The organism is Vibrio sp. Scap24, from assembly GCF_013394185.1.
Taxonomy (GTDB): domain Bacteria; phylum Pseudomonadota; class Gammaproteobacteria; order Enterobacterales; family Vibrionaceae; genus Vibrio; species Vibrio pomeroyi.
Genome location: NZ_CP041332.1, coordinates 1,869,281 through 1,881,802 on the forward strand (window position 1 = coordinate 1,869,281; position 12,522 = coordinate 1,881,802).

General features: G+C 44.2%; 9 protein-coding genes. 6 read left to right on the forward strand and 3 right to left on the reverse strand.

Going from position 1 to position 12,522, the window contains the following annotated elements:
- Positions 1 to 703 precede the first annotated feature (703 nt).
- The 6 genes from FLM53_RS08245 to FLM53_RS08270 all read left to right on the forward strand — a co-directional run bounded on the left by FLM53_RS08245 (position 704) and on the right by FLM53_RS08270 (position 8,777).
- Positions 704 to 2,431 carry an ABC transporter ATP-binding protein gene (locus FLM53_RS08245; protein ID WP_086774448.1) on the forward strand — a complete coding sequence of 576 codons (1,728 nt, stop codon included), beginning with the start codon at positions 704 to 706 and terminating at the stop codon, positions 2,429 to 2,431.
- Positions 2,432 to 2,525: 94 nt separating this feature from the next.
- Positions 2,526 to 4,079, forward strand: a complete 1,554-nt coding sequence (locus tag FLM53_RS08250; RefSeq protein WP_017631993.1) for an ABC transporter substrate-binding protein — start codon at positions 2,526 to 2,528, stop codon at positions 4,077 to 4,079.
- 178 nt (positions 4,080 to 4,257) lie between these two features.
- On the forward strand, positions 4,258 to 5,235 hold the full coding sequence (locus tag FLM53_RS08255) for an ABC transporter permease (protein ID WP_008218600.1): 978 nt from the start codon (positions 4,258 to 4,260) through the stop codon (positions 5,233 to 5,235).
- Positions 5,236 to 5,237: 2 nt separating this feature from the next.
- Entirely contained in the window at positions 5,238 to 6,176 is a 939-nt protein-coding gene (locus FLM53_RS08260; RefSeq protein WP_017060135.1) for an ABC transporter permease, read from the forward strand.
- Between the two features lie 187 nt (positions 6,177 to 6,363).
- Positions 6,364 to 7,335 (forward strand): SPOR domain-containing protein, encoded by a 972-nt coding sequence (locus tag FLM53_RS08265; RefSeq protein ID WP_176680667.1) that lies wholly within the window; start codon positions 6,364 to 6,366, stop codon positions 7,333 to 7,335.
- 200 nt (positions 7,336 to 7,535) lie between these two features.
- Positions 7,536 to 8,777: an NADH:ubiquinone reductase (Na(+)-transporting) subunit B gene (locus tag FLM53_RS08270; RefSeq protein ID WP_176680668.1), complete on the forward strand. Its 1,242-nt coding sequence runs from the start codon at positions 7,536 to 7,538 to the stop codon at positions 8,775 to 8,777.
- 76 nt (positions 8,778 to 8,853) lie between these two features.
- On the opposite strand, the gene FLM53_RS08275 is transcribed toward FLM53_RS08270, so the two are convergent.
- From FLM53_RS08275 to gorA, 3 genes are all read right to left on the reverse strand, one after another.
- Positions 8,854 to 9,117, reverse strand: a complete 264-nt coding sequence (locus FLM53_RS08275; protein WP_256099344.1) for a DUF6482 family protein — start codon at positions 9,115 to 9,117, stop codon at positions 8,854 to 8,856.
- Between the two features lie 130 nt (positions 9,118 to 9,247).
- On the reverse strand, positions 9,248 to 10,945 hold the full coding sequence (locus tag FLM53_RS08280; protein ID WP_176680669.1) for a hypothetical protein: 1,698 nt from the start codon (positions 10,943 to 10,945) through the stop codon (positions 9,248 to 9,250).
- A 201-nt stretch (positions 10,946 to 11,146) separates the two neighbouring features.
- The gene (gene gorA, locus FLM53_RS08285; protein ID WP_161753144.1) at positions 11,147 to 12,502 is read right to left on the reverse strand and encodes a glutathione-disulfide reductase; all 1,356 of its coding nucleotides are present in this window, start codon (positions 12,500 to 12,502) and stop codon (positions 11,147 to 11,149) included.
- Positions 12,503 to 12,522: the final 20 nt, after the last annotated feature.

The following is a 12,522-nucleotide window of genomic DNA, read 5'->3' on the forward strand; positions in this document are numbered from 1 at the left end:
TCCCACCTTCGATCTCCTCGATTATTGCGTCTTTATAGAAGCACTCCATTTATCAAATGAAAAGATCTATATCTAATTTTATATAAAATAACCGTTCAATAATTCGACAAATTAATAGGTCTGGTCTAGAGATTTTTGTGAAAAGTTGAATTTGGTTCTTAATTTGCTCACTAAGGCACGTATTTGACAGCTTTCTTCCTATCAAGCACTTCAAAATATCATCTAATTTACTAAGCCTTTGGGTTGCTTGTCTTCTATTTAGATAAGCAATGAAAATGGTTAAATATGTGGTCAATATAATCCTATCTAGTTGTTTTGTTTGTTTAAATTAACAAAGTTAGCGTTTGTTTCTATAGTGTTAATTATTTTCTGGAATAATTATTTGTTTTTATTGAATGGTAGTGAGATCTGCTTTGAACCACAGCTTTAGGTCTACAAGTAAGTAGTGGTAAGGGGTTTGTGAGTATTTATTACCGCTAATATAATGTTGATTTTTCTTACTATATGCTCTTTGAGTGAATAGTTATGTGTCACTTTTGCTTGCTAAGCGTTTAATGTCGACTTTTTATCCTATTTTTGTTGCTTTTCTGTGAATTATTTGCCAAATTGTCAACCGTATAAAATATCAGAACAATATTCTGGTAAGAATGGATTCAATTTTGCAGACAGGGCAGAAAGCTGCCAAAGCAGTAGAGGTCTGGTAATGTCACTTTTAGAAGTAAAAAATCTTCGTATCGAATACCCATCTCGTCATGGAGTTCACGCCGCAGTTAAATCGCTTTCGTTCAACATTGAACGTGGTGAGATCGTTGGTGTTGTAGGCGAGTCTGGTGCAGGTAAATCAACAGTAGGTAATGCTGTGATCGATTTGCTGAGCCCTCCCGGTCGCATTGCTAGCGGCGAGGTATTTCTGGATGGCGAAAAAGTCTCTGGCTTATCTCCTGAACAGATGCGTTCTGTTCGCGGCTCAAAGATTGGTTTTATCTTCCAAGATCCAATGACGTCTCTTAACCCTCTATTCACAGTAGAACAGCAGTTAAAAGAGACGATTCATGCCAACATGAAGGTTTCGGATCAAGAAGCCTACCAGCGTTCATTAGACTTGATGAACCAAGTGGGTATCCCACAACCAGAAAACCGTTTAAAGCAGTACCCACACCAATTCTCTGGCGGTATGCGTCAGCGTGTGGTTATCGCGATCGCATTGGCAGGTGAACCTGACCTTATCATCGCAGATGAACCGACAACGGCACTCGATGTGTCTATTCAAGACCAAATCTTAGGTTTGATTCGCGATCTATGTATTAAGAAAAACGTAGGTTGCATGTTGGTAACGCACGACATGGGCGTGGTATCTAACGTTACCGACCGCGTAGCCGTTATGTATCGTGGTGACTTAGTTGAGTTTGGCCCAACAGCGAAAGTTCTGGGCACTCCTGAACACCCATACACACATAGCCTTATCTCTGCGGTTCCTCGTTCAGACCGCAAACTCGATCGTTTCCCTCTTGTTAGCTACATCGAAGAAGCACAAGAGATGGAACCACTCGATGTGAAAAACCACTGGTTAGGTCAAAGCCAAGATCACCGTGATTACACTGGTCCACTGTTGAATGTTGAGAACGTAAACTTGCGCTTTACCACCAAAGATTCTTTCTTTGAGAGCCGCCGTGAGTACGTTCAGGCGTCAAACAACGTGAGCTTTGAAGTACATGAAGGCGAAACGTTTGGTCTAGTAGGTGAATCAGGTTCAGGTAAGTCAACGATCGCTCGTGTGATTGCTGGCTTGTACGCACCGAACTCAGGCAAGGTAACGTTTGAAGGCGTTGATCTTACTGGGCTTAAATCTGAAAAAGAACGTCGCCCGATGCGTCGTCAAATGCAGATGGTTTTCCAAAACCCTTACACATCAATGAACCCTCGAATGAAGATATTCGACATCATTGCTGAACCTATCCGATTCCATAAGCTTACTCGCAACGAAAATGAAACTCGTCAGATCGTGAACGACCTGCTAGAGCATGTTGGTTTAGGCAAGATGGCAGGGGTGAAGTACCCGCATGAATTCTCAGGTGGTCAACGTCAGCGTATTTCTATCGCTCGCGCTTTGGCAACTCGTCCGCGTCTTTTGATTTGTGATGAACCAACATCGGCACTGGATGTTTCGGTACAGGCTCAGATCCTTAACCTACTAAAAGACTTACAAGACGAGCTAAACCTAACCATGCTGTTCATCAGTCACGATCTACCGGTTATTCGCCAAATGTGTGACCGTGTTGGTGTGATGCAAATGGGAGAACTATTGGAAGTAGCGCCAACAGAGCAGCTGTTCCAATCGCCTCAGCATGAATACAGCAAACATCTGATTTCTTTAATGCCTGAATTTACAGGTTTAAGAGAAGAAAAAGCAGTGGCACAAGCCGCGGTATAAAAATCAGCAGGCTGGAGTTTAGCTTGCTAACAACAATAAACAGACGCAAATACAACAACTAGGGATCTGGATTCCCGCATGAAGGAGTTATGCAATGAAAACCATGAAAAGCAAATTAGCAGTAGCTTTAATGGCAGCTGGCCTAAGCTTTAGTGCAGCAGCAGCAGATATTACCGTTGGCTACGCAGCTGACCCAGTATCACTTGACCCGCACGAGCAGCTGTCTGGTGGCACACTGCAAATGTCTCACATGGTGTTTGACCCTCTAGTACGTTTCACTCAAGAGATGGATTTTGAAGGCCGCCTAGCATCTAGCTGGGAGCGTGTTGATGAAACGACTTTCCGCTTCAACCTACGTAAAGGTGTGAAATTCCACTCTGGTAACGAACTGACTGCTGATGATGTTGTGTGGACTTTTGAACGTCTACAAGCTTCTCCAGACTTTAAGTCTATCTTCACGCCATACGAAAAAATGGTAAAAGTGGATGACTACACAGTTGAGCTAGTATCAAAAGCGGCTTACCCACTAGTACTACAAACAGCAACTTACATCTTCCCAATGGACAGCAAGTTCTACTCTGGCCAAACAGCGGAAGGTAAAGACAAGTCTGAGCTAGTTAAGCACGGTAACTCGTTTGCTTCGACTAACGTTTCAGGTACTGGTCCTTTCATCGTAACGCAGCGTGAGCAAGGCGTTAAAGTAACGTTCGAACGTTTCAACGATTACTGGGATACAGAAACTGAAGGTAACGTAGACAAGCTAACACTTGTGCCAATCAAAGAAGACGCAACACGTGTTGCAGCACTTCTTTCTGGCGACGTTGATATGATTCACCCAGTAGCACCAAACGATCACAAGCGTGTTAAAAACGCTAAGAACATCGATTTAGTAACGCTACCTGGTACTCGTATCATCACGTTCCAAATGAACCAAAACAGCAACGAAGCTCTTAAAGATGTTCGCGTTCGTCAGGCGATTGTTCACGCAATCAACAACGAAGGTATCGTTAAGAAGATCATGAAAGGTTTCGCAACAGCTGCTGGTCAGCAAAGCCCAACAGGCTACGCGGGTCACAACGAAGACCTAGTTCCTCGTTACGATCTGAAAAAAGCGAAAGAGCTGATGAAAGAAGCGGGTTACGAAGATGGCTTTACGCTAACTATGATGGCTCCAAACAACCGTTACGTGAACGATGCGAAAGTAGCGCAAGCGTCTGCGGCAATGCTGTCTAAGATTGGTATTAAAGTTGATCTTAAGACTATGCCTAAAGCACAGTACTGGCCTGAGTTTGACCTATGTTCAGCAGACATGATGATGATCGGCTGGCACTCAGATACAGAAGATTCAGCTAACTTCAACGAGTTCCTAACTATGACTCGTAACGAAGAGACTGGCCGTGGTCAATACAACTGTTCTGGTTACTCAAACCCAGAAATGGATGCGATTGTAGAAGCTTCTAACACTGAAACTGACCCAGTTAAGCGTTCTGAAATGCTGAAAGGCGTTGAAGCAACACTTTACAACGACGCAGCATTCGTACCGCTACACTGGCAAAGTGAAGCGTGGGGCGCGAAGTCTAACGTAGGTGCAGCAGACGTAGTAAACCCAATGGTTATGCCTTACTTCGGCGACCTAGTTGTAAAATAATCTAGCTTGCTAGAATCGAGAGCCTGAAGCTTTTCAGGCTCTCAAATTATTAAGAAATAGATTTAAGTTTCGGTATTTGGTCTTCCTTCAGTCTGGCTAAATACCTTTTTTAAGACTGAATTTTGTTATCTAGTCGCGGATTTCGATTAGATAGTCATGGATAGATAAGGGGCAAGGAATGGTTACGTTTCTGGTCAAGCGCCTGTTTCAGGCACTGATAGTGATGTTTGTGATCAGTTTGGTGGCGTTTGCCATTCAGGATAACCTGGGCGACCCGTTGCGTGAGTTAGTCGGTCAATCTGTTTCAGAATCGGAGCGTCAAGCGCTGCGTGATGAACTCGGCTTAAATGATCCCTTCATTACAAAATACACTCGCTTTGTGGGCGCAGCTCTACAAGGTGATCTTGGTACTTCATATTTCTTTAAACGCCCAGCTGTGGACGTAATCTTAGATAAACTAGTCGCAACGCTTGAACTTGTGTTTGGTGCTTCTCTGATCATTGTTTGTCTGTCGATTCCACTTGGCGTTTATTCTGCAATACACCCAAAAAGCTTCTTCACTAAACTGGTGATGGCGGGCAGTAGTATCGGCATTTCTGTGCCTGTTTTCTTAACCGCAATCATGTTGATGTATGTATTCTCTATTGAATTAGGTTGGCTGCCGTCGTTTGGACGTGGTGAGACCGCAAACTGGTTTGGTTGGGAATCTGGCTTCTTAACGATAGATGGCCTTGCGCACTTAGTGCTGCCGAGTATTGCTCTAGCATCTATCATGCTGCCTCTGTTTATTCGTCTAGTACGCTCTGAAATGCTAGAGGTTCTTAGCTCTGAATACATCAAGTTTGGTAAAGCAAAAGGCCTAGCGCTGAACAAGATTTACTACCAACACGCTTTGAAAAACACAATGCTGCCAGTATTAACGGTAGGTGGTGTTCAAATCGGTACTATGGTGGCTTACACCATTCTTACTGAAACCGTATTCCAATGGCCGGGCACCGGCTTCCTATTCCTTGAAGCGATTAACCGAGTGGATACACCACTGATTACCGCATACGTTATCTTCGTTGGCCTAATCTTCGTAGTAACGAACACCATTGTTGACTTGCTATACGGCATTATTAACCCAACAGTGAACATCACAGGGAAAGGAGCATAATCATGGAACAAACAACAACAGCTCCATCTCGTTGGGAGCGATTCAAGCAGTCAGATATTCTGTACTACTTCTTACGTGACAAAGTGGCAATGGTCAGCTTTGCGATCTTTGCAGCCTTTTTAGTGATGGCACTAGCGGCACCGATTTTAGCGCCAACAGACCCGTATGACGTGACGTCTATCGATATCATGGATTCAGAGTTGCCACCATCTTGGATGGAAGACGGCGAAGAGCGTTTCTTACTGGGTACTGATGAGCAAGGTCGTGACATCCTATCGACGATGCTTTACGGCTCTCGCCTTTCATTGACGATTGGCTTCTTAGCGGTTGGCCTTCAGCTGACTCTAGGTATCATCATTGGTTTGTCTGCGGGTTACTTCGGTGGTCGTATCGATAGCTTCTTGATGCGTTTTGCCGATGTTCAGCTTTCGTTCTCAACCATGATGGTTGCGATCATTGTCTCGGCTATCTTTAAGGCAAGTTTCGGTAGTGACTTCTACGCGCAATATGCCGTTGTTATGCTGGTGGTGATCATCGGTATTGCCGAATGGCCGCAGTATGCTCGTACGATTCGTGCATCGGTATTGGCAGAGAAGAAGAAAGAGTACGTAGAAGCGGCTCGTGTGATGGGCTTCAGAGCACCTCGCATCATGTTCCGTCATATTCTGCCTAACTGTTTATCACCGATTTTGGTTATTTCTACTGTACAGGTGGCAAATGCCATCATGTCAGAGGCGGCACTTTCTTTCCTAGGTTTAGGTCTTCCGGTAGACCAACCGTCACTCGGTGCCCTGATCAGTACTGGTTTTAACTACATTTTCTCAGGAGCATGGTGGATCACAGCATTCCCAGGTGTGCTTTTGGTAACATTAGTTCTAGTTATTAACCTACTAGGCGACTGGTTACGTGACGTGTTTAACCCTAAAATTTATAAAGGGTGATAGCGCGGTTTGATTTTTAGAAAAAAAAGTCACTAAACTAAGAGCCGTAAGCAATTACGGCTCTTTTTTTGCTTAATGGATCTGGAACTTAGTATCATTGATACTGTCAATAATACTTAAAATGGAATTCATGTTTTATCGACATTGATTCGGTAATAATTAACCCGTAAGGGTTTAAGTGGTGGTTATGAAATTGACAATGAATGCTGTATGTCGTGCTGTGATGAGAAATTATCGTATGGGGCTTATCGCTGCATCCCTTTTGGTATCGAGCCAAGTTAGTGCAGAATCGGTTCTATGTGATGCTACTCAGGCAAGCACCAATCAATTACCACAGCTAGAGCAGTCATGTCCGATTGGTAAAGGAGTTTGGGGTAGCAAGGCACCTAAACGCCATTCAGATAACGAGTTGTTTTGGGTTCAATGTGGCCTGCTGAACAAGCCTTTGTCGCTGAACCGTGCAAAACCTCTATATGAAAAGATCTCGACTAACGTTTGGATGAAGCTGGAAGGAAGTGACTACCGTTGCTTAATCGGCCCTTACTCTACCTTCTCTGATGCGAGAAAAGACCTAGCTCAAGTACGTAAGGTTCCGGGTTACGGTGAAGCCTTTATTCGTATGGTTGATAAGTCGAAAACTTCATCACAACCTATCGTTGCAAAAGCGGCAGCACCTAAAGCCGTCGAATCCAAAGCGGTTAAGCCTAAAGCTCCGGCAAAGCCAGTCGCTAAACCAGCACCGAAACCTGTGGTTGCAACTCAAGCGGCAACCAGCGCTGCTGCAATTCAAGCGTTCCCAAGTAGTGGTACAAGCTCAAACAACGACCTTGATATCGAAATTCGTGTGACGGCCAATGTGGCGGGCTCTCAATATGCGATACCTTACCTTCTTGATCACCAACAGCAGTTTTACATGGAACAAGGCAAGCCTTGGAGTCGCCTAGATTACGCCAGTGCTGAGCTAGTGTGTAAGCAGGTTAACATGAAGCTGATGACTGAAAAGCAATGGCAGAGCATCTTAGGTTCAAAGGTTATGGAAAAACAGAACTGGCCAATGCATCTACCTTATTGGGGCGCAGATAAGAAAGGTCTGTTTACCAACGGTAACGTGAATCAATTGAAAGGCTCTTCACTGCTTAACGTGATGTGTGTGAAGTAACTCCGACATACAGTAATACCAAACAAGCCTCAGCCATCGCTGGGGCTTTGTTGTTTTTACATCTTTCTTTTTCAATCTTGGTCTAAGTTATTGATGTTCACTTCTTCAAAACGAATTTGATTAAATATCGTTAGAAATTGTTCAAATAGAGCCTTTGATGCGTAGAAAACCATAACTCAAGCAATAAGGTGATTGAGATTATGAGTTTGAAGAAACGATTAGAAGACGTAGCTCCGCGCTTCGAAGCGGGTGGTAAGTACGAAAAGCTATATCCTGTGTATGAGGCTTTTGCGACCATCTTTTATACTCCCGGGAACGTAAACCGCGGCATAACCCATGTTCGAGACAGTATAGATCTTAAACGCATCATGATTCTGGTGTGGCTAGCAACTTTTCCCGCAATGTTCTGGGGTATGTACAACGTAGGTCATCAAGCCATGATGGGTTTGACTGTGACCTATTCTGGCGCAGAGCTTACCTCCATCATCGACAGCAGTTGGCGTTTATCGTGGGCGTTTGGTAGTGCTGACGCTATAGTCTCCAGTGGATGGGGAAGCCAGATGTTTCTCGGTGCTCTCTACTTTCTTCCCGTTTATGCCACGGTATTTGTGGTTGGTGGCTTTTGGGAAGTCTTATTTGCGGTTGTGCGAAAGCACGAGGTGAATGAAGGTTTCTTTGTTAGCTCGGTTCTCTTTGCTTTAATTCTTCCACCAACCATTCCGCTATGGCAGGCCGCTCTGGGTATCACCTTTGGTATTGTCGTAGCCAAGGAGTTGTTTGGTGGTACTGGGCGAAACTTCCTTAACCCTGCGCTCGCAGGTCGAGCATTTCTTTACTTTGCCTATCCTGCCAACATGTCAGGTGGTTTGGTTTGGGTAGCCGCTGACGGCTATTCAGGAGCGACTCCGCTGAGCCAGTGGTATGAAGGCGGAAGCTCGTCACTCATCAACAACATGACAGGTGAGGCTATCACTTGGATGGATGCCTTCATCGGTAATATTCCAGGTTCGATGGGCGAAGTGTCTTCACTGCTTATTATGCTGACCGGTGTAATTCTGATTGTGATGAAGATAGCCTCTTGGCGCATTGTTGCGGGTGTGATTGTTGGTCTGGTGGTGACTTCGAGCTTGATGAACTGGATTGGCTCAGAGACTAACTCTATGTTCTCGATGCCGTTCTACTGGCACTTTGTGTTGGGTGGTGTGGCATTTGGTACCTTCTTTATGGCAACGGATCCGGTTTCCGCGGCATTCACTAATCAGAGTAAGTGGGCTTACGGGATCTTGATTGGTGTAATGACGGTCGGTATCCGAGTGCTCAATCCTGCTTATCCAGAGGGCATTATGCTCGCTATCTTGTTTGCTAACCTGTTCGCACCATTGTTCGACTTTGTTGTAAAAGAGCAAAACATCAAACGCAGACAAAAACGCACAGCACGATAAGAAATGAGATCCAAAAGAAAAAGGCTTGCATCAACGCAAGCCTTTCCATTTTGATCACGATTGATTTGAAGTTGATTTAACTCCACTTCAAATCAATCTCGAACGGTTGTGTGCTACCACAGTGTTCACCACACATTTCATCATAAGCGCTGTTATGAATGAGGGTTGCCGACGCCACACCTTGATCACTAAAGTGGTCACGTGCTTGATTGACACTCAAAAACTTCATTGGGTGCTGGTGGTCGTCCTTAATTAACTGCTTTTGCTCGCCAACGACTTGGTAAGCTAAGTAAATCCCGCCTTCAAATGATTCAATTAGTAGATTCATCACAAACTCCATTGCTGTTCTTAATAGGTCTTTGTTTTGGTATTTACGTTAATAGTTGTTTGAAGGTTCATGTGGTTTAAAAATGAAAAAACCAGAAGCACAGCTTCTGGTTTCTGATTAAGTCATCAAACTAACTCAGTGATTAGTTGATTTTCTGCATGATGCTCACATGACCTGTTGTTACTCCGCTTGGAGTCATTTTTCGGCGAGTTAACAGCCCTTCATCCCAACTGGTACCTGCTGGTTGATACTCCCACTTGATGATGTATTCTTGGCTGTAGCCATTTTCATCAACAGGACATTGAGCTCCTGAACCAGGAACATAGCCATTGTCTGTATCATCACAGAAGCGTACTACTGAGTTTAGCTCTGTTAGTGTTGCTTTTGATGCGCGTCCCGTCGTGTTGAACCACCAGTAGTCAATTGCAGCAAGCTCTTCATATGTATATTTATTGCCTGCGTTTTCAAGATTCTCTGGCGAGTTTGAATTACACTCTTGTCCTGATACTGTAGCTCCTTCAGCATCAAATACCATTCTCATCACTGCGCTCTGTCCATCAGCACAAATCTGCGTAGTATCCCAAGTACCAGTAAAATCTACGTATCTCTCGTCGTTAGGGGCTTCTACTTGATAGAAGAAGTTTAAACTTTCTTCGATACGTTTTGCTTCACTAGATTTATCTGATGGATCGTTTAGCTCTGTTTTTGAACGAACCTGAGTGTATATTTTTGTAATTGGGTCATAACTACCAGAAAGAGTTTCATATTGGTATGAAGGAGTTACATCACCTTCATTTCGATCATCTTCTAGCTTATTTGGAGTGTAATGGTTGAGAGCTTGTTGGTTGCCCTCAATGAAAGGTACCCAGCCGTAACTTTCTGTTTTAGGTGTTGTATCTTCTTTGCTTTTATCGATCAAAAGGTAAGAAAATGGGGAGTTTAGACTGAAGTTAGGGTGAGCCTGTTGACTACAATTTGTTGAATCTCCCGTCAGCTCACAGTTTATATGACCTTCGGCTGTTGCGCCTGATAACAAAAAGTCGCTTTCAGCAACGACTAAAAGTCCATTGGCAGAATCTTGATAAGTGAAGTAGGGCATACCACGTGTATTTTCAAACACAGTTTCTGGAAGCATTTTGTCAGCGTGAACTAAGATGGTCTTTTTATTAGGGTTATTAATAGGATCTTCAATATCATACTGTCTCACCATGATTGAGCGGATATATTGCCCATTTTTTGCTACAAATGGGTTCGCTTCATCACTACCACGAACGGTTCCAGATTTTTCTCCGAATGCATTTTCCATATGAGTTAATGCTTCAGATTCACTGATAATTGAACTTACTCCTACAGCTGTCAGGAAATCTGTAACAGAATCGCGGTCATCAAGACTTAGATCTTTCATCTTCGCTAACGTAGCAGCATCAGGAGCACGCAGCATATCTGGAATTGTCAGTACTTCATCTGAAGTGTTACCAAATTGGTTATCTAAAGACTGAAGTAGGATTGCTAAATTCAGAGCTCGATCGTATTTTCCCGCCGCTTCAAATGGAGTCAGTACATCACGGTTTGATGCTGCACCTACTTTTAAGCCGTTTTCACCACCGATGAAGAAGGTAACCGTGTCGCTAGTTTTAGCCGTAAATTCGCCTTCACTATTCGTAACGCCGTTTAATCCAGAACTGGTGTTGTAGTAGATACCTTCAACAACTGCATCGATAAATTTGTTGGTTGTTGTCGATGGTTCTGTCGGTGTTGTTACACCTGAGTTAGAACTATCGCTACCACAACCTGTTAAAGCCACTGCAATCGCTGCTGCGAGAATACTCACTTTTTTCATTACTCGTACATCCTTTATGTAATAGAGCTATTTGTTATTTTTATGCGTGTAATTTTATAGCGCGCGATTGTAGTGTGATCTTTCTTCCAAGTTAAGGGTGTGAAACGCTGTTCGGTTAATAAACATTCTAACCATGCGGTAAAAAACAAAAAAAGCCGACACAGGTCGGCTTTTTATAATATTTCTTTGACTTACAAAGAGTTAACGCATAGTTACGAACTCTTCGCTGCCCGTTGGGTGAATTGCCACAACAGAGTCGAAGTCTGCTTTGGTTGCGCCCATCTTCATTGCAACGCCGAAGCCTTGAATCATTTCATCAACAGTGAAGCCGATGCCGTGTAGGCCGACTACTGTCTCTTCTTCGCCAGCACATACTAGCTTCATCTTACAAGGTTGGCGGTGCTTAGTTACTGCTGTGTACATAGCAGTGAAGCCCGATGTGTATACCTTGATGTTGTCTTTGCCGTACTGCTCTTCAGCTTCTTGAGTCGTTAGACCGATCGTGCCGATAGGTGGGTGGCTGAATACAACAGTAGGTACTAGCTTGTAGTCCATCTTCGCGTTGGTTTGACCGTTGAATAGACGCTCAGAAAGCTGACGACCTGCTTTAACAGCTACAGGAGTTAGCTCGATACCGCCTTCCATGATGTCACCAACACAGTAGATGCCAGGAACGTTAGTTGCTTGGAACTCGTCTACTTTGATGTAGCCACGGTCGTTCGTCTCAACGCCAGTTGATGCTAGGTTGATAGCGTCAGTCGCTGGGTGGCGGCCGATAGCCCAGATAAGGTGGTCAACGTTTTGAGTGTTGCCGTTCTCTAGGTGTAGAGTCAGTGTGCCGTCCGCTTCTTTCACAACTTCTTTAGGCACTGAGTGCGTGTGAAGTGTTGGACCTTCTGCTTCCATTACTTCTACTAGCGTTTCGATGATCATTGGATCGAAGCTACGTAATGGAGATTCTTTACGGCAGAACAGGTGTGTTTCTGTTCCAAGTGCGCTTAGTACGCCTGCGATTTCAACCGCGATGTAGCCAGCACCAATAACTGCAACGCGTTTTGGTTGCTCCATCAGGTCGAAGAAGCCATTTGAATCGATGCCGTATTCTGCACCTGGGATGTTTGGAATCGTTGGACGACCACCTACCGCGATCAGGATGTGATCTGCTGTGTAGTGTTCACCGTTCACTTCAACAGTTTTTTCATCAACGAACTTAGCAAAGCCTTTGATTACGTTTACTTTGTTGTTACCCAGTACGCGGTCGTAAGATTGGTGGATACGACCAATGTACGCTTGGCGATTTTCAACCAGTTTGCCCCAGTTGAAGCCTTTTACGTCAACATCAAAGCCGTAGTCTTCAGAGTATAGGTTGATCGCTTCAGCTACTTGAGCGCCGTGCCACATTACCTTTTTAGGAACACAACCAACGTTTACACAAGTACCGCCAAGGTCTTGAGCTTCGATAAGTGCAACTTTTGCACCGTGCATAGCAGCGCGGTTTGCTGATGCGATGCCGCCTGAACCGCCACCGATACAGATGTAATCAAAATGAGTCGCCATTACTTTCTCCATTTATTGAA

What these genes read in the sequence shown, in the direction of transcription:
- FLM53_RS08245 (WP_086774448.1), top strand. Translation starts at nt 704, where the DNA reads ATGTCACTTTTAGAAGTAAAAAATCTTCGTATCGAATACCCATCTCGT.
- FLM53_RS08250 (WP_017631993.1), top strand. Translation starts at nt 2,526, where the DNA reads ATGAAAACCATGAAAAGCAAATTAGCAGTAGCTTTAATGGCAGCTGGC.
- FLM53_RS08255 (WP_008218600.1), top strand. Translation starts at nt 4,258, where the DNA reads ATGGTTACGTTTCTGGTCAAGCGCCTGTTTCAGGCACTGATAGTGATG.
- FLM53_RS08260 (WP_017060135.1), top strand. Translation starts at nt 5,238, where the DNA reads ATGGAACAAACAACAACAGCTCCATCTCGTTGGGAGCGATTCAAGCAG.
- FLM53_RS08265 (WP_176680667.1), top strand. Translation starts at nt 6,364, where the DNA reads ATGAAATTGACAATGAATGCTGTATGTCGTGCTGTGATGAGAAATTAT.
- FLM53_RS08270 (WP_176680668.1), top strand. Translation starts at nt 7,536, where the DNA reads ATGAGTTTGAAGAAACGATTAGAAGACGTAGCTCCGCGCTTCGAAGCG.
- FLM53_RS08275 (WP_256099344.1), bottom strand. Translation starts at nt 9,117, where the DNA reads ATGGAGTTTGTGATGAATCTACTAATTGAATCATTTGAAGGCGGGATT.
- FLM53_RS08280 (WP_176680669.1), bottom strand. Translation starts at nt 10,945, where the DNA reads ATGAAAAAAGTGAGTATTCTCGCAGCAGCGATTGCAGTGGCTTTAACA.
- gorA (WP_161753144.1), bottom strand. Translation starts at nt 12,502, where the DNA reads ATGGCGACTCATTTTGATTACATCTGTATCGGTGGCGGTTCAGGCGGC.